The following is a 17,415-nucleotide window of genomic DNA, read 5'->3' as shown; positions in this document are numbered from 1 at the left end:
AGACCCGACCGAAGCGGTTGGGCATACTGGGACGGTAGCTGAGCACTTGATACGAAGCTGGGGGGCTTCAAGGCAGAGGGCTTCATCTTTGGAACTGCAAGAAGATGGAGGCCTGACAATGAGTGCTGATACTGTTGCATCAGTCGAAGACGTGATGCGATTTCTTTTGGATTTGGACGACGGCGCCTGCGCGCGCATCGAGCGTCCTTCATCCGTCGATCTTACCGATGCGCTTTTGGCGAAAGCGAACCAGCGGGCTGCCGCCGGCGCGCGCGTGCTCGTCGTGTGCGCAGATACCGTGGCCGAGCGCCGCTACCTTGATCGCTTGCCCGCGTACCCGGCTTTGGACGCCGCCGCCGTTTCCACGATGGAACGCGTTGCGCTTCGCGTGGCGGCGTTAGACGGGGTGCGCGCGGCAACGAATCGCGATCCGCGCATTTTGGACGCCAACGAACTTGACGTGCTCATGGAGGACATGAAGGTGAGCGGCCTCAAGCCTCGTCGCCTGCGCGAAATGCTCAAGTTCTTCTACAAAGGCTTGAGCGAGTACGCCAACGAGCAGGACGATTGGCTGATCAACTACGAAGAGCAGCATTTGTTCGCCATGCTGTCTGAGAACATGGAAGTGCGTCGCGCCATGTTGCCGTTCGAGGCGTCGGCCTTGGCGTACCGCGGCATGGTGGAGGCGGGCGTCGAGCGCGAAAGCCTGATGGTGCTCGTGGACGACTACGGCACGCTGAGCAAAGCGTCCCAGCGGCTGATCGAGCACCTTGCCACCGATGGGATGGTGGTTGCCGGAACGACCGCGCCCGTATGCAACGCCGACGAAGCGTATCCGCATGGGGAGGGGTTCCGAACGTTCGCCGAACGCCGCGATGCCGTATGCGTGCGCGTGGGCGAAGCCGCCCAGCCGGTGCGCACGTGCGTGGTGCTGGACAGTCCGGTGGACGAATTCGCGTTCGTGACCGATGCCGTTGCGCAGCGTTTGGAAGAGGGCATGGACCCGAGCGACGTGCTGGTGGCCGTTCCCAACAAAACGTGGGCGTCCCAGATTGCATCGGCGCTCGAGCGGCGCGGCGTGGCCGTCTGCGTGGACGCAGGACCTGCGAAGATCAAAGGGGACCCTCGCACGCCGGGCGCGTTTTCTCACATGAAGCTTGCCGCCTTCCTGCGCTTGCACGCCAATCCGAACGACCTGCCGGCGTTGCGGTCATGGCTGGGATTTGGCGACTGGCTGCTTCGTTCCGATGCGTTTTTGGAGCTTATGGCGTATGCGCGCAACCATGAGACGACGGTGCCGCAGGCTATTGCGGATTTGCGTCGCGTGCCCGATGCCGAGCGCGCTTCCGAGGTGTTCGGGAAGCTGGACGCTCCGTTGGACGAGCTTGCCGCCCTGCAGGATGCTTGTCGATCCGGTTTGACGCGCGACCAGGCCGTCGCGCTGTTCGAGAGCGCTGGCATGTTGCTTACGCCTGCGCAGCAGGCGCTGTTGGGCGACGACCCCAACCATGCTGACATTGACGGACTTGCCGCGAGCGCGTTCGGCGGCCCGGTGCGATCGGGCGACGGGGCCGGCGTGGTGGTTGCGCCGTACCGACGCTGCCATGGGCGCTTCTCGCGCGCGACGTTCGTGACCGGCTTGGTGGGCGGGTTCCTTCCGGCGCTTGACGCGGTGGACGACAAATTCACCATCGACCATCGCCGTGCTGCCCTGGAGCGCGAGCGCGCGCTGTTCGAGGACGTTGCCGCTACGGCTCAGGACCAGACTGTATGCACATGGTTCAAGCGCGACCTCTTGGAGAACACTGCGTCGTTGAACATGCAAACCGGGCGCGTGTTCGTGAAGGACGACGTGCGCTACGCGACGCTGGTTCCCTCCGAGTTCGTTTCCGGCCTGGCATCTTAGCAGGACGACTTCTTCGCACCATTCAATTGAAAGGAACATGATATGAGCGATATGGACGTGTTCGTCATCGACGACGATTTCGATCCCCTAGCCGATCTCGAGCTGGTGGAGGAGGGCGAGGGCCAGGAAACCGACTACATGCCCCCCATCCCCGATGCCGACAAAAGCGTGATGCCCGAGGTGGTTCCCTTGACGCCCCAGGAGCGCATCGAGAAGCTGCTGGCGGGCATTCCGGGGCAGCAGTTCCGCCTGCTGCGCGCGGTGGAGCTGTGCGTCGAGCCGAAGACGCTCGACGAGGTGGTGGAAGTGCTCGACGTCGAGCATCCGCAGCGCGCGAGCGTGTACGACGCCGCGCAGGTGGTGCGGCTGCTGGAGCGCGACGGCGCGCTGGAGCGGCTTGAGGACGAGGCGTCGACCGATGAGCCGCCGGTTGAGCAGGATCCGGAGGCGGACTACCTGGTGGTGACGCCTGCTCCCTTGGCTCGCTTCGTTGCGACGGAGGCGGGGCTGCAGGCGGTTGCCGACCATGTGGGAGAGCGCGTGGTCGTGGACATGTTGAACGAGGAGCCGCAGTATCTGCCGCTGTACCGCACCATTCTTGAGATGTGTTCGGTCGAGGGCGGTGGTAGCACCAAGGAGCTGAACGCGGTCGTCGACGTGAACCCGCTGTGCGAGGAGCCGCGCCGTTTCTGCACGTACTTTTTGGGCAAGCTCGAAACCGCTGGCGCTTTGGTCTGGCGCGATGCCTGGGTGGTTACCGACTTGGGCGCGCGCGTGTTCGCATCCGATATCTTCGCAAACTAGAACGGGGGAGCATCATGTCTCAGGATCAGGAAATCAGTTTCGTCGACGTTCTGCGCGGCCGCATGGCAACGTACCAGTTTCTCTCGCGTTTGTTTCGCGTTGAGGTCGACCAGGAGCTCTACGATACGCTGCTGGCGATGCGCTTTCCGGCAAATACCGGAAACGACCTGGTAGACGAGGGGTACCGTCTGATATGCGGATACTTGAGCCGCGCCGACGGCCCGGTTCTCACCGAGCTGGCCGTCGACTACGTGCATGCGTTCATCGGGTCGGGCAACGACGGGTTCTCCGCTGCGTATCCGTTCGAGTCGGTGTACACCAGCCCGAAGCGCCTCATGATGCAGGATGCGCGCGACGAGGTGCTGGTGCTGTACCATGCCGCCGGCCTGGACAAGCAGGAAAGCTGGAAAGAGGGCGAGGACCACATTGCGCTGGAGCTGGAATTCGAGCAGATTCTTATAGAGCGCGCCGTTGCGGCATGCGAGGCCGACGACGAGGACGCGTGCTTCAAGCTGCTTTTGTCGCAGCGCAACTTCCTGGAAGATCACCTGCTGGCGTGGTACCCCATGATGGCGAAGGACATGGAGAAATTCCCCAAGACCGACTTCTATCGCGGGTTGGGCAAGCTGACGCTGGGCTTCTTGCAGAACGACCTGGAGTTCCTTGACGCTGTTCTGGCCGAGAGGGAGGAAGCGGTCGCTGCTGTCGAGGGCGAGGTTGCGTAATGGCCGCTCATGACGAAGAGGTTGAATCCGGCGCCGGTCCTGCAGTGTCGCGCCGCACGTTCGCTTTGGGAGCGGTGGGGGCATGCGCTGTCATCGGCTTGGGCGGAGTGAAGTACCTTCCCAGCAAGACGCTGCTGCGCCCTCCGGGGGGTCAGGACGAAGAGCAACTTGTTCGAGGCTGCCTGCATTGCGAGCGGTGCCGTGAAATATGTCCGAAGCATGCCATCGCTCCTGCTCATCTGGAGGACGGCATCTTGAACGCCCGTACGCCGCGCATGGATTTCAAAGCGGGTTGGTGCGACTTCTGCGAAAACGAGCCGGGCGGTCCGAGGTGCGTGGCCGTGTGCCCCACCCATGCGCTTTCAAGCCCTGATCCGTCGAAGGCCATCATCGGCAAAGCGGTGCTCGTGCGCGATTGGTGCTTGGCGCAGCGCGGAATGGGGTGCCACGAATGCGTGGACGTGTGCCAGTACGAGGCGATCGAGCTGGGCTACGACGGCGTTCCCGTGGTGGATATGGACGCCTGCAACGGGTGCGGCGCGTGCGAGCTGGCGTGCATTTCGTTGAGCGCGGGCTCCATCGGCGTGGGCGCGACCGATCGCGCCATCGTTGTCAAGCCGGTCGATGAAGTGGAGGCGTAGGGCTATGAAGAAGTTCAACACGTACCGGCTTCGCTTCTTGGTCATGCTGGCCGTGGTCGCCGTTGTTGCCGTGGGGTATTTCACGGCGGGCGGCATCGGCAACCTGTGCGGCATCGGGTTCGAGTCCATTACGCTTTTATGCCCGCTGGGCGCGCTTTTGGCTATGATCGCGGAGCGGACGGCCATCCCGATGGCCGTTGTGAGCGTGGTGGCCGTGCTTGTGGTCTGCATTGTTCTGGGAAAGGTGTTCTGCTCGTGGGTGTGCCCGGTCCACTTCATGTCGGGCTTGCGTCGAAAGAAGGACAAGAGGGCTTTCGGCAAGCGCGCGGCCGAAGGTGCGGCCCACCTGGACGCGGAGGCGTCGGATGCCGGGGAGGCGAGGGCCTCTGCCGAGCCCGCCCCCTTGACGGCGTTCGAGCGCAAGGCTTTGGGCGGATGCGCAACCTGCGCGTCTCCGTGCGGCAAGAGCAAGGGCATCAAGATCGATAGCCGTCACGGCATTCTGGCGGCCGCGCTGGGGTCGACGCTGATCTTCGGGTTCCCCGTGTTCTGCCTGATCTGCCCCATCGGCCTGACGTTTGCGACGGTGCTGCTGGTCATGCGCCTGTTCGCGTTTGGCGACGTCACGTGGACGGTGCTCGCGTTTCCCGCCATCATCCTCATCGAGATACTGCTGCTGCCGAAATGGTGCCAGCGCTTCTGCCCCCTAGGAGCGCTGCTTTCCCTGTTCAGCGGGTTGAATCGAACGTTTCGGCCCCAGGTGAACGCGGAAACGTGTCTGCGCGAGTCGCAGGGGAAGGCGTGCAACCTGTGCAAGAAAGCATGCCCCGAGGGCATTAACCTGCACGACGTTGCGGCGGGGGAGACGACGCTCAACGATTGCAGCAAGTGTCGGGCGTGCGCCGACGTTTGCCCCGAGCATGCCATCACGTTTCCCCTATTTTCGAAGAAGGCGGCGAAGGCGTCGATGATCGCTGGGGAAGCCGAGCCTGTTCAGGCGGATGGGCCTGCTGACAAGGCGGCCTCGTCCGAGGCGGAAGGGAGGTAGCGCCATGTCCTTGATCGACGGTTTGCTGGCGATGCTGGGCGCTATCGAAAGCGATGCGCTGGCCGTGCACGAAGAGCGGTGCATTTCGGTGCGCAACAGAAACGCGTCGTGCCTGCGGTGCGTGGAGGCTTGCACGTCGGGCGCGATAGCGTATCGCGACAACCAACTGAAGGTGGAACCCGATCGGTGCATAGGCTGCGGGACGTGCGCTACTGCGTGCCCGACCTGCGCCATCGAGATTCGCAACCCCACCGATGACAAATTGACCTCCTTGATCAAAGGGTCGATCGTGGCTACGAAGGGGCATCCGGTCATCGCGTGCGAAACCGCGCTGGCCGCTTTCGAGGCTCAAGTTGCGGCGGCTGCGCAGAAGACGCGCAAGCCGTTCGGCGCGCGCGGTCACGAAGAGCCGGCGTACGACGCGGCGTGCGTGGTGGCGTTGCCGTGCTTGGGCCGCGTGGATGAGTCGGCGCTGGTGGGGATAGCTGCTTACAAGGCGCTCGACGCCACGCTCGTGTGCGGTGATTGCGCGTCGTGCGCGCATGCGCCCGGCGGCGCGCTGGTTCGCCAGGTGGTTGATAGCGCGTGCAACATGCTGGAGGCTTTCGGGTCGAACATGCCTGTTGACCTGGTTGATCAGGTGCCGGAGCGCGTGTGCTGCGTCCAGGGGGGCGTGTCTCGCGATACGGGAGGCGTGTCGCGGCGCGATTTCCTGCGCACGGCGAAGGACGGGTCGGCACGAGCGGCGGGCGCAGCCGTGCAGCAGGAGGTTGCTGCGGTTTTGGGGGAGGATGCGAAACCGGTGCCCGTTGCCTACCGAAAGGTGAACAAGGACGGCACGCTGTCTCATTTCGTTCCCACAAGGCGCTTGCGCCTGTACAACTACCTGAAGCACATCGGCGAACCGGTGGCCGACCAGGTGGAGACGCGCGTGATCGGGGCCGTTTCGATCGACGAGGAGGCGTGCAGCGCATGCCGCATGTGCGCCGTGTTCTGCCCGACCGGGGCCATCGTGAAGATGGACGAAGGCGACGCGTTCGGCATCATCCATCGTCCGAGCGCCTGCATGCAGTGCCGCCTGTGCGAGCGTATCTGCCCCGAGCAGGCCATCAAGGTGAGCGGCCTTGTTCCCATCAGGCAGTTCATGGGCAAAGAGGCCGTGTGCTACGCGATGAAGCGTCCTTCGTGGACGCCGAACCGACCCGCGTCGATGTACGATAAGGTGCACTTCATGATCGGCGAGGATTTGGAGATGTGCATGTTCTAAGAGGTTCCGGCGGTCTGGCGGCCGTCGGAACTGCTCGACGCTGCGGGACGTTGGGATACCCAATCTTGCCCCTTTTTCGCTTACCCTCACGTGCAAAAGCACGCTCGGCCGCGAAACGGCGCAACCTTGGGCGTCCCAACGGCCCTCGCTGACTTACTGGGCCAACCTGTTTTGCTGGTCCGATGGCTGATGGAACCCCCTCGCTGACTTGCTGCGCCTACCTGGTTCTGGTGTCTGCTCGTGGGAGCCGGGTTGTCGCTGTGGGGTGGGTGATTCGACACGTTTTCTGGAAGAGATTGAGGATTCGACATGATCAAGTACACGCTGCCTGATTTCACGGTGGGGCTGGGGCTTAACCTGTTCTTCATCAGGTTGCTTGAGCAGCGCCCCGATTGGTTCCAGGACGGCGTTGCCATCGACAGCGTGTACGGATGCTTTCCCAACTGCATCATGAACGGCGGTCGCGCTTACGTGCGCGAACGTGCGTCGAAGGCACAGATGGACGAGGCGTTCTCTCTGTTGGAGGAGCGCGGCGTGAAGCCGCGGATCACGTTCACAAACATGCTTGCCGGCAGCGAGCACTTGGGCGATGCGTACTTCAACGAGATTCTTGAGGTCGGCGCGCGGCATGGAGCCGAGGCTATCGTGTACGCGGATGTCGTGGGCGATTACATTCGCGCGAACTTCGGAATGAAGCTGGTGCTGTCCACCACGCGCGCGATCGAGGATGCGAGTGCGGTGAACCGCATGCTCGATCGTTACGACTACGTGGTGCTCAACTACAATCGCCACAAAGACGCGGCTTTTCTTGCGGCTATCGAGGATGCCGCCCGGGTGGAGGTGATGGTCAACGAGTTTTGCCAGCGCAACTGCCCGCATCGTCAGGAGCACTATCTGCATAACAGCCAGGATCAGATGACGGAATCCATGCGGCCCTTCGCGTGCATCGCGCAACGCGCTGACTTCTTCGACCATAAGCCCGGCCATCCGGTTATGTTCACCAACGACGAGGCGCGTGCGCTGCACGATGCGCATGGCATCGAGTACTTCAAAATTGTCGGGCGCGGCGTGCCGTTCGCCACGGTGTTGGAAGCCTACGCGTACTACCTGGTGCGCCCCGCGTACCGCGAAGACGTCAAGCGCCTGGTCATGCGAGCTGCGGGGTAAGGGCGGAGGCGCTACCGCGCTTGGGCTCGCAGGTTTTACGCCACTTGTCAAAACGAGCGAGTTTTGCGGCGATTTTCCACCCCTGAGTGAGCCGTCTCTCAAATGCGTTTTGCATCTCCCCAGGTCACGCAGCCGCCAGTAGCTTTTATCCTGGTTCGAGGACCAGCAAAACTCGTTTGTTTTGACAGGATGAGCGGAACCGGTGCCGCGACGAAAGGTGCCGGTAGCGTCGGGAAAAACTGGGCGCAAATCGGTACCTATGACAATTTTTACCAGCATTTTCGCCATGCGAAGGCTCTTCTTCTCATCGGGCGCCCCCTATCTTGCGCCGCCGACTGCTTGTCGTTGTGCCAGCTGCCCTTAGTGCAAGCTCTTTTGCCAAGCGTTGCGTGCTGTGGTACAAAAGCGGGGCGTGAATGACGGTGGAGGGAGATGGGGCGCATGGTTGAGAGCGCGCAAGGACGGCGCGAGCGGTTGCTCGTGGAGGCTGTCGAGCGGTTTGCGCCGATTCGGCGTTTGGGTTGGGCGTTTCTGCTGGCTTGGGTGTTCTGCGTGTTCTACACCAATGCGGTGAGCGGCTATACCGGCGCGAAGGCTTCGATGCTGAAAGGAGGCGCGGGCTGGGATCTGTTCTTTACGGGGCTGCCTGTATCTATGTCAGTTGCCATGCTGGTGCTTGTCGTGGTGCTGGAGAAGCGGCTGGGGTCGCCTACGCAGCATGCATCGCTGTTCTGGATTGCGCCGTTGGCTACGGCGGTTTCTACACCGCTTTTGTTTTGCGAGCTGCCCGACTTCGCTGCAACGACGATGCTGTTCGTGACGGGCGCGGTGCTCACGGGTTTCGGCAGTGGTTTCATGTGGGTGATGTGGGGCGAGTACTACGCGAAGGTGACGCAGGAGGAAGTAGAGTTTCTTGCGCCGACGTCAGCGGTGACGGCTGCTGTGCTCGTGCTTGTGGTTTCCGCGATGCAGGGTTGGGTGGCGCTTGCGGTGGTGACGGCGTTCCCTCTTCTGTCGGGCCTGTGCCTTTTTCTTTCTTGGCGCGATGCGCAGGAGCGTGACGCGCTGGCCGAGTACCGGGGCGCTATCGAGCAACGCGCGTTTGCCGAGGCGCACGACAGCGCGCGCAAGGGGTTGCCGCGCGTGTTGAGGTCGATGGGGCGCGCCGGATTTGGCATTCTTGCGGCATGCTTGTTCGTGTGCGTCGGGGGCTCGTTTTGGACGGGAGCTTCGGGGCAGGATGCTACGGCTTCTCAGGTGGCGATTGTCGTGAGCATCATGTTCATGCTGATGGTTGGCTTATCGGCTACGGCAGGGCCGCGCCGCGTTTCACTATCGTTTCTGTATCGATGGATGTGCCCGGCTCTCGTCGTGGGCTTCGCTGCGTTCATCGTGTTGGGAGAGGGGGCGGGCGCGTACGTTGCTTACGTAGTGGCTATTGCCGCACGGTTCGCGTTCTGCTTAATAACGCAGATGTACTTTGCGCGCTATGCCGTGCAAGGTGCAGCTACGCCCGTGCAATCGTACGGCTTAGGGTGGATTTTCGTGCATCTTGGCGATCTGCTGGGCGTGATTGCCCTTGTGCTGGTTGAATCCGGTGTGGCGGCGAACGCGTTTTCGATTGAGCAGGTGGCAGCTGTGTCTATCGCGCTATTGGTGAGCTCCACCATGTTCGTGCTGAGCGATGGGCGTGCGTTTGCCTTCGGCGCGTGCAGGGAAGAGTTCGCGCCGCTTGAGGCTTCTTCCGGTTCGGCGGGGTCTGCGAATGCGGGACGCGCATGCGCGGACAAAGCTGTAGACGTGGATGCGACTGCAGCTGGCACCGATGAACTGAGCGCCCGTATTCTTGAGCTTGCGGAACGAAGCGGCCTTACCCCGCGCGAGACTGAAGTGTTCGATCTGCTGGTGCGCGGACGCTCTATCCCTTATGTGCGGGATGCTCTGGTGATCTCGCGCGAGACTGCCGCAACCCATGCCAAGCACGTCTATGCCAAGCTCGACGTTCATTCTCGTCAGGAGCTTATCGATTTGGTGCATTAGCCACCCCGTAACATTTCAAGTGCAATATTCTGCACATCAATCAGGGAGGTTCGTGTATGGACGGCGAATCGTTTGCCAGAGAAGTTGGGCACCTTGTACGCGAGCGCCGCAAAACTCTCGGCATAACGCAGAGCATGTTCGCTCAGATGATGGGCGTGTCTCGACGGTTCATCATTTCCCTTGAAATGGGGGAGACTCCGGGCGTACGCATGAACACGCTTTTGCGTATATTCGAGGTTCTCGGCATATCGCTTGCTTTACTCGTCGAGGAAGAGGATGCGGTTGCCGAGGAAGCGAAAGACGGTCACGTGAGTCTGTTGTCGGAGGAACGCGCCAAGAATGACAAGGAGCGCTATTCGAGTGCTTTCGAGAACGCTGTCGGGAAGCTGGGGAGGCCGATCGAGTGAGTGGGGAGATCCTCAAAGTTCTGTTGGCCGGTCGTGTCGCGGGCACGCTCGCGCAGCGAGAAAGCGGAAAACTGTCCTTTGAGTACGAGCGCAACTATCAAGGGCCGCCGCTGTCTTTGTCGATGCCTGTATCCAATCGTACTTACGGAGACAAGCGCGTCCGTCCTTTCTTGTGCGGGCTTCTGCCCGATGATGCCTCGGTTCGCCAAAACATGGGCAGGGAGTTCGGCGTGTCGGGCAACAATCCGTTTGCTTTGCTCGGGCACGTTGGGCTCGAATGCCCTGGCGCCGTGCGATTCTGTGCTGATGAGGCCGTGGAGGAAACGTTGATCGGTCGTTTCGGTGGTCTTGAACCGTTGACGGAACAGGATGTGGCTCGCCGGTTGAAGAGGAGCCGCGAGTACTACGAGGCATCCTGGATGGACGACCGCGAGCACTGGTCGCTAGGCGGTCAGCAATCGAAATTCGCGTTACGCCTTAAAGACGGGGCTTGGTTTCGGTGTTTGGGTGCAGCTGCGACAACTCATATCCTTAAACCCGGTATCGGTCACCTGAATTTCCAGGCGCTCAACGAGTTCGTTTGCATGCGGACTGCTTCCGCGTGCGGAATAGCGGCAGCGAGTGTCGAATACCGCATGTTCGTTGATGAGCCGGCTATCGTTGTCGAGCGCTACGACCGCGTCGTTGACGAGCGGGACGATGTGATTCGCCTCCACCAAGAAGATTTCTGTCAGATTCTCGGGGTTTTACCCGACAACAAGTATGCCGAATACGGTGGTCCCAGTGCCGCTGCGGTGATCGACGTGCTCAAAAAGACGGGAGAGTACGCCGAAGCGAATGTTCGGCGGTTCGTCGAGATGCTGTTCTTCAACTACCTCGTCGGCGCACCCGATGCCCATGCGAAGAACTACTCGGTGCTGCTGGGGATGAAAGGTCAGGCGGTGTTGGCGCCTCTCTACGATGTCGTATCGGCTTTCCCGTACCGTGAGCCAAAGGATCGCATCAAGATGGCGATGAGCGTCGGGGGAGAGAACGAGATCGGCAAGCTGGGCGCTCGTCATATTCGCAGATTTGTCGAAGCGAACGCTCTCGAGGACGTTGGCCTGGATGGAGAAGCGTGCATAGGGGTTCTGGCGCGCTTGGCTGCGAACGTTCCTTCCGAGCTTGAGCGCACGTTCGTCGATTTAGGTGATTGTGACGGTACGGGTGAAATGAGGAGGCGCCTTGTCGAGCCGGTCGAAGAGTTGTGCAGCAAGACGCTCGCCAAGCTCTGAAAGTCAGAAAGGCCCCGGACGGGGCCTTTCTGCTTGGGAGGGAGGGTGTTCTGCTGCTGTGCGCTTACGCAATGCCCAAGGCGTGCTTTGCGGCGATGCGGGCGAACGTGGCGGTGCGGCCTGCGTTGATGCCCGTGAAGTTGCTGGGGTAGTTATGCGGATAGAAACCGCCCTGGTCGTTGCCGCACACGTACAGGCCGTCGATGATGCTGCCGTCCTTGCGCAACGGCTGTGAGTCGGTGTTCGTGATCACGCCGTGGATGGTGACCAGCAGCTCGCCGGCGATGCGCGCAGCGTAGAACGGCGGCTGATCGACGGCGCTTAGGCGGTAGGCCGGCTTGCCGAAATCGGTGTCTTCGCCCGCTGCGACCAGCTCGTTGTAACGCTCGATAGTGGCCTTGAACGCAGCGGCTTGATCGGCGTCGAGTTTCATGGCTTTGGTCAGCTCGTCGAGCGTGTCGCACTTCTTGAGCGCGCCCGATTCGATACGCGGCTCCAGCCAGAACGAGTCCAGGTGCTCTTTCGTGATGGCTTCGCAGTCGTATACGTCGGCGTTAAATGCGGTTCCCGAAGGAGCTGGGGCTAGACGAGAACATCCGCAGGTGTCGAACTTTTGAATGTCCTCCCAGTAGCTGCCATCCCAGACGATCCAAGAGAAATGTCCCGGTTGGTTCGCTCCGCCGGCGTAACTCATGGGGTAGCACTGATCCTCGTTCATGAAGCGCTCTCCGTTGGCGTTCACGTGCAGGAACGGCTGGCTGCCGGGCAAGAAGATGTCGCCGCCCGAGTACGAGCCGTCGAATTCGGTATCGTCGAACATGATGCCGCGGTTCCAGATCATGCAGCCGCCGCCGGCCTCGAGTTCTGCGCCCGCCCATAGCGCCATGCGGATGCCGTCGCCTTCCTCGTTGATGCTGTCGCGCAGAACGCACCAGTTGGAGTTGCCGGGGCATAGATCCTGCAACATGTCATCGTTCGCGCCGTAGCCGCCGGTGCACATAACGACACCCTTTTTTGCGTTGATTTGGATGGTGCCTTTGTCTTTGGATTCAGCTATGACGCCGGTTACTTTGCCGGATTCGTTTTGTACCAGCATTTTCGCCGGAGTCAGGAACATGATTTGGCCGCCCAGCTCACTCAGAACCTCGCTCATGACCTCGAGGTGCGCGTAGGCTCCGTAGTTGGGGCCGTCGGGATTGTACTCGCCCAGGCACGGGTTGTAGCACATGGCGGGGTAGTAGGCGTGCGGGTCGTTGGGGCAGTGCCATTCGAACGGAAAGAGCATGCCCTTGGGCTCGAGCGTTTCCTTCATCCATTCGATCATTTCCCCGGACTTTTCTGCCCAGGTCTTGTACATGAGCATGTTGGCGTCTCCGGACTGCGTCTGGTTTGCATGATTCAGCAGCGTGGGGACGTCTTCATGATGATCGGGCTCGAGTGCGGAGTTGAGCGCGCCAATGGCTTCGCGTGCAGCTTGGACGGCGCCGCCCTTTTCAAGCACGATAACCTTTGCGCCGTTTTGCGCTGCAGTGGTAGCTGCAACCAGACCGCCGTTGCCGGCACCTACAACCACAAGGTCGGCTTCTAGCGTTTCGACGATGTTGGTAGGCATTTCCGGCTTGTCGCGCCAACTTGCCTGCGCAGGTTCCTTGCTGGCTGCGGTTGAGCTTTGCGCTTGAGGCGCGCAGCCTGCGAGCGCTCCGGCTGCAGCAAGCGCGCTGGTTGCGCCAAGCCCTGCCAGAAAGTTGCGGCGGCTGATGGTGTGTTCTCCCATGGTTCCCTCCTTGTTCGTACGGTTTCAACGGAATGCATGCTACGCGCTGCCGTCTGCCTCGTCATCGCGCGGAACCGGGTATATTGGCCCTTGTCCAGGTAAAACGTCGAAGATACCCGAAAACGGGGGAGTGTGGTACAGGGACCCGGCGGCGTCGCCCCTGAGGTTTGAGGGGTTGAAACGAAGGTCTTGGAACCGTTCAAGCCTCCGCTGCAACACGCTGTTTTCTTTGCAGCGATACGCGACCGTCAAGGAGGGAATCATGTCGGATCTACCACACAGAGACTTCATTGCCGGAGGTGTCGTTGCCGCGTTGGGTGGTACGCTCGCACTTGCGGGGTGCGAGTGGCTTTGCGCGCTGCGGGGTAAGGGCGGAGGCGCTACCGCGCTTGAGCTCGCAGGTCTTGCGCCGCTTGTCAAAACGAGCGAGTTTTGCGGCGATTTTCCACCCCTGAGCGAGCTGCTTCTCAAATGCGTTTTGCATCTCCCCAGGTCACGCAGCCGCCAGTAGCTTTTATCCTGGTTCGAGGACCAGCAAAACTCGTTTGTTTTGACAGGATGAGCGGAACCGGTGCCGCGACGAAAGGCGCCGGTAGCGTCGGGGGCTCAGGAAGCCCGCTCGACGCACGACCGGCGCACAGCAAGGCGCACAACGAGGCGGACACGCTCGCTTCGCCCTCCAAGAGCCCTCGGTTGCCGCCGTTTTATCCTAGCCCCAGGATGGTTTTGCGGGCGACGCACGTGAAGGCTCGTTTTCGATGGCGTTATTCCCCCAGTTCAACGGCATCACCCCTGAGGTTTGAGGGAGTAATGCGGGGGTTCTTGAAGCGTTCAAACCTCTGCGGTGATGCGCCGCCTTTTTTGCAGCGGCTAGCATCGTTGCAGTCGAATCGGGAGTTCGGCTGCAACAATACGCGAACATCAAGGAGGGAATCATGTCGAACCTGTCACGCAGGAACTTCATTGCAGGAGGTGCCGTTGCTGCATTGGGCGGGACGCTTGCGCTTGCGGGATGCGCGCCAACGGGGAAAAGCGGTTCGGGACAATCGGGCGCTTCGGGCGAAGGCGCCCGCGCATGGACTGGCACGGCCAACGGCAAGGGCGGCGAGCTTTCCGTGGAGGTTGTCACCGAGGGTGACGCTATCGCCCGTATCAACCTGGTGAAATCGCGCGAATCGTACGGCGTAGGAACTGCGGCGATGGACGTTTTGACCGATCTTATCATCGACAATCAAACGCTCAACGTGGACATGGTGACGGGTGCCACGGTTACCAGCATGGCGTTCATGTCGGCTGTCTCCGATGCCGTCGATGCGTCCGGTATGAAGTCGAGCGAATGGAAGAAGCGCGATCATGCCGTTCCTGCCGAGCCTTCGGATTTGGAGGAGGCCGTTGACGTGGTGGTGGTCGGCGCGGGCGGTGCAGGATACGCTGCAGCCCTTACGGCTGCCGACGCCGGCAAGAAGGTCGTCTTGCTGGAGAAGCTGGGCATCACGGGTGGCGACACTATTCTTTCGGGCGGTGCCATGGCCGTTCCCAACAACTGGTTCCAAGCTAAAGCGGGTATCCAGGACAGCGTGGAGAACATGGCTGAAGACATGATCGTCGGCGGTGATCATGTGGGCGATCCGGCTCTGGTGAACGTTATCTGCAACGGTGCGACTGAAGCCCTGGACTGGTTGATCTTCGAAGGCGGTGTGGCATGGCAGCCTTACGAGCGCTTTTTCGGCGGTCATTCGGTAGCGCGCTCTTTGATTCCCGAGGGCAACGAGGGCAGCGGCATCATCTGCAAGCTTGAAAAGCGCGCCGAGGATTTGAAGAACCTTGTGATCTGCCGTAACACGAAGGCGGAAGAGCTGATTACCGACGCATCGGGCGCGGTCGTGGGCGTGAAAGCTACGAACCTTGTGACGGGCACTGCGCATCAATTCAGCTGCAAGGCGGTCGTTTTGTCGGCCGGCGGTTTCGGCTCGAACGTTGAAATGCGCATGAAGTACAACCCCGAGATGGACGAGAAGATCCTGTCGACCGACTCGGTGGGCGCAACGGGCGACTGCCACGTGATGGCTGAGAAAATCGGCGCGAACCTGATCGACATGCAGTACATCCAGACGTATCCCACGTGCGATACGCAGACGGGTGCGCTGCTCTACGTGGGCAACATGCGCCTGGAAAACCGCGCTATCTGCATCAACAAGGAAGGTGATCGGTTCGTGGAGGAGATGGAGCGCCGCGACGTCATTTCCAATGCTATCAAGAAGCAGACCGACGGCATTGGCTACATGCTGTTCAACCAGGCCGGTTTGGATGCTACCGATATCGCGACGGTGAACGCCGCAGAGTTCGATGGGCTGATGGCGCGCAACCAGTTGGTGAAGGGCGATACCATCGAAGCGGTTTGCGAGCCTCTTGGCGTTGATGCAGCCGAACTGGAAAAAACGGTTGGGAAGTGGAACGGGTACTGTAAGGACGGGAAAGATCCGGACTTTAATTACCGCGCCGCAATGCATCCTATCGAAGGCGGCCCTTACTATCTTTTGGCGTACAAGCCTTCCGTGCATTACACGATGGGCGGTCTGCATATCGATACCGACGCGCGCGTTCTGGACGACGCGGGCAATCCCATTCCCGGTTTGTTTGCTGCGGGCGAACAGGCGGGCCATAAGATGGGAACGAACCGCTTGGGATCGTGCTCGATTACGGATATCTTCGTGTTCGGTCGCATAGCCGGTGCGAATGCGGCGGCGCTCGCATAGCGAGTGATTGCTTAGAGGGGCCCTCCTTGCCCGCTCGGTGATTTGCGCCGGGCGGGCCTCTTCTTGTGTCGAAGGGCCGGTTCCTCTATGATTCCCCCATGAGAAGCGACGCGTTCAAAACAAAGAATTCAACTCCAGGGGCTTCTTCGGCGGAGGATTTTTCTATCTTTCCCAAATTCGATCGCGGCATTATGTTCGATAGCCTGGGGCTTTCATGCTACATAGCGTGGAGCTTCGTTTTTTGGAACGGCTCGATTCTGTTCGGCGATTTACGGCACGAAGTCCCTGTTGGCGAAGCTCAGATTCTGCAAAGTCTGTTGACGGCTGCGGCTGCGCTTTTGCTGGTGCTGCTGGCGCGCAAAATTGCTCCTTTGCGCCGCCGACGCGTGCTGCTTGCCCTGCTCGCGGTGATTTCGAGCCTGGCTATCGTACTTGCTGCTTTTGCTGGCTTCGGAAAAGCTCCGATGGGTTGGATGCTGGTTGCGTTCGCTTTGAGCGGCGTCGGAAGCACGCTGCGCTTGGGTTGGGAAGAGCGCTTGAGCATGCAAGGAGTGCACCGAACGGCCGTGTGCGCGGGGACGGCTTACCTTTTCGGTTTTCTGCTATTCGCGTTTGTCTCTTTGCTGCCTGAATGGCCTGCGTTGGTTGCTTCTGCGCTGCTGCCGTTCGGCGCATACGTTTTGCTGATGGTCGCCGATCGAACCGGGTCTTTGAAGGGCTCCGCCGAGATGGACGTTTCGTTCGACTGCCAGGACGTTCGGAGTTTTCGGGCACGTGCGTCTTCCATCCCCTGGAAGCTGATGGCGGCCATTTCCCTAGCATTTTTCAGCTACGGCGCCACCAGGGTGAACGGCATCATGGGCGGCTTCGAGGCGGCTGCCGTGTTCCATGGCGCTTTGGCGGGTGCGCCTGCGCTGGCTTCGTTCGCGGCGATCGTGCTTGCGTACTTCTTCTATCGGAAAAACGCCATGCTGGCTTTTTATCTGGCGTTTCCCCTGATGGCGCTGGCTTCGCTGCTGCCTGCCTCGCTTGATCCGTTCGGCGGTGGCACCACGTTTTGCGTAGCGCTTGTAGGGGCGGAGCTTGTCAAGTACCTGGTGTGGTTCCTGCTTGTCGACTCCTTTTTCAAAGACGGGTTGGCGGCGTTGTTGTGCTTGGCCCTTATGCGCTTCGTGCAATGGACGGGAAGCTGCTTGGGCCAAGTTGCGGCGGACGTGCTTCCTACGCCGGAGTCCGTCTCCATTGCCGTTTTGCTGTCGCTTATGGTTGCGCTGCTGATCATCATGGGATCGCCCGCGTCGTTTAAGGGCGTTACGGTTGCCGAAGATGCCGCCAGCGTTTTGGAGCGGCGAGTTGCCCAGGTTGCCGCGCGATGCAAGCTGTCTCCGCGCGAGCAGGAGGTTCTTGCTATCTGGGCGACCGGCCATACTGGTGCGTACATAGAGAAGCGCCTGTTTATCTCGAAGAATACGGTCAAGACCCATCTCAATCATATCTACGCGAAAACGAATACGTCCAATCGTGAAGAACTATTGCAGCTTTTGGAGTCCGTCGACGTGAGATAAGCGACGAACCCGATCGGTGTCGAGGCGTGGCTGGAAAAGCG

Annotated in this window: 13 protein-coding genes; 12 read left to right on the top strand and 1 reads right to left on the bottom strand. The window is 60.8% G+C overall.

The genetic code is table 11. The annotated features are described in order from the left end of the window. Window positions 1-118 precede the first annotated feature (118 nt). From ACTQZK_RS09700 to ACTQZK_RS09655, 10 genes are all read left to right on the top strand, one after another. Window positions 119-1,906, top strand: a complete 1,788-nt coding sequence (locus ACTQZK_RS09700) for a hypothetical protein (RefSeq protein ID WP_441899520.1) — start codon at window positions 119-121, stop codon at window positions 1,904-1,906. A gap of 42 nt (window positions 1,907-1,948) precedes the next feature. Further along, window positions 1,949-2,710, top strand: a complete 762-nt coding sequence (locus ACTQZK_RS09695; protein ID WP_418831093.1) for a hypothetical protein — start codon at window positions 1,949-1,951, stop codon at window positions 2,708-2,710. A 14-nt stretch (window positions 2,711-2,724) separates the two neighbouring features. Continuing rightward, entirely contained in the window at window positions 2,725-3,435 is a 711-nt protein-coding gene (locus ACTQZK_RS09690) for a TorD/DmsD family molecular chaperone (RefSeq protein ID WP_114566206.1), read from the top strand. Beyond that, window positions 3,435-4,076, top strand: a complete 642-nt coding sequence (locus ACTQZK_RS09685; RefSeq protein WP_441899518.1) for a 4Fe-4S dicluster domain-containing protein — start codon at window positions 3,435-3,437, stop codon at window positions 4,074-4,076. The genes ACTQZK_RS09690 and ACTQZK_RS09685 overlap by 1 nt, the downstream gene beginning before the upstream one ends. 4 nt (window positions 4,077-4,080) lie before the next feature. Further along, window positions 4,081-5,124 (top strand): 4Fe-4S binding protein, encoded by a 1,044-nt coding sequence (locus ACTQZK_RS09680; RefSeq protein WP_441899516.1) that lies wholly within the window; start codon window positions 4,081-4,083, stop codon window positions 5,122-5,124. A 4-nt stretch (window positions 5,125-5,128) separates the two neighbouring features. After that, entirely contained in the window at window positions 5,129-6,391 is a 1,263-nt protein-coding gene (locus ACTQZK_RS09675) for a 4Fe-4S binding protein (protein ID WP_441899514.1), read from the top strand. Between the two features lie 309 nt (window positions 6,392-6,700). Then, window positions 6,701-7,558 (top strand): hypothetical protein, encoded by an 858-nt coding sequence (locus ACTQZK_RS09670; protein ID WP_428422347.1) that lies wholly within the window; start codon window positions 6,701-6,703, stop codon window positions 7,556-7,558. 441 nt (window positions 7,559-7,999) lie between these two features. Further along, window positions 8,000-9,598: a response regulator transcription factor gene (locus tag ACTQZK_RS09665; RefSeq protein ID WP_231088227.1), complete on the top strand. Its 1,599-nt coding sequence runs from the start codon at window positions 8,000-8,002 to the stop codon at window positions 9,596-9,598. A 56-nt stretch (window positions 9,599-9,654) separates the two neighbouring features. Then, window positions 9,655-10,005: a helix-turn-helix domain-containing protein gene (locus ACTQZK_RS09660; RefSeq protein ID WP_216528743.1), complete on the top strand. Its 351-nt coding sequence runs from the start codon at window positions 9,655-9,657 to the stop codon at window positions 10,003-10,005. Beyond that, window positions 10,002-11,279, top strand: a complete 1,278-nt coding sequence (locus tag ACTQZK_RS09655) for a type II toxin-antitoxin system HipA family toxin (RefSeq protein ID WP_216528744.1) — start codon at window positions 10,002-10,004, stop codon at window positions 11,277-11,279. The genes ACTQZK_RS09660 and ACTQZK_RS09655 overlap by 4 nt, the downstream gene beginning before the upstream one ends. Window positions 11,280-11,343: 64 nt before the next feature. Here ACTQZK_RS09655 and ACTQZK_RS09650 read toward each other — a convergent pair whose 3' ends face one another. Next, window positions 11,344-13,053 (bottom strand): FAD-dependent oxidoreductase, encoded by a 1,710-nt coding sequence (locus ACTQZK_RS09650; RefSeq protein ID WP_216528745.1) that lies wholly within the window; start codon window positions 13,051-13,053, stop codon window positions 11,344-11,346. Between the two features lie 935 nt (window positions 13,054-13,988). Between ACTQZK_RS09650 and ACTQZK_RS09645 the strand changes: the two genes are divergently transcribed. Together ACTQZK_RS09645 and ACTQZK_RS09640 are read left to right on the top strand one after the other, a co-directional pair. Next, on the top strand, window positions 13,989-15,809 hold the full coding sequence (locus tag ACTQZK_RS09645; protein ID WP_216528746.1) for a flavocytochrome c: 1,821 nt from the start codon (window positions 13,989-13,991) through the stop codon (window positions 15,807-15,809). Window positions 15,810-16,000: 191 nt separating this feature from the next. Beyond that, the gene (locus tag ACTQZK_RS09640; RefSeq protein WP_225749843.1) at window positions 16,001-17,374 is read left to right on the top strand and encodes a helix-turn-helix transcriptional regulator; all 1,374 of its coding nucleotides are present in this window, start codon (window positions 16,001-16,003) and stop codon (window positions 17,372-17,374) included. Window positions 17,375-17,415 lie beyond the last annotated feature (41 nt).

Source organism: Paraeggerthella sp. LCP19S3_G8 (assembly GCF_052119225.1).
GTDB lineage: Bacteria > Actinomycetota > Coriobacteriia > Coriobacteriales > Eggerthellaceae > Paraeggerthella > Paraeggerthella hominis.
The sequence above is the reverse complement of the archived record's forward strand: the minus strand, read 5'-3'. Positions and strand labels throughout refer to the sequence as shown.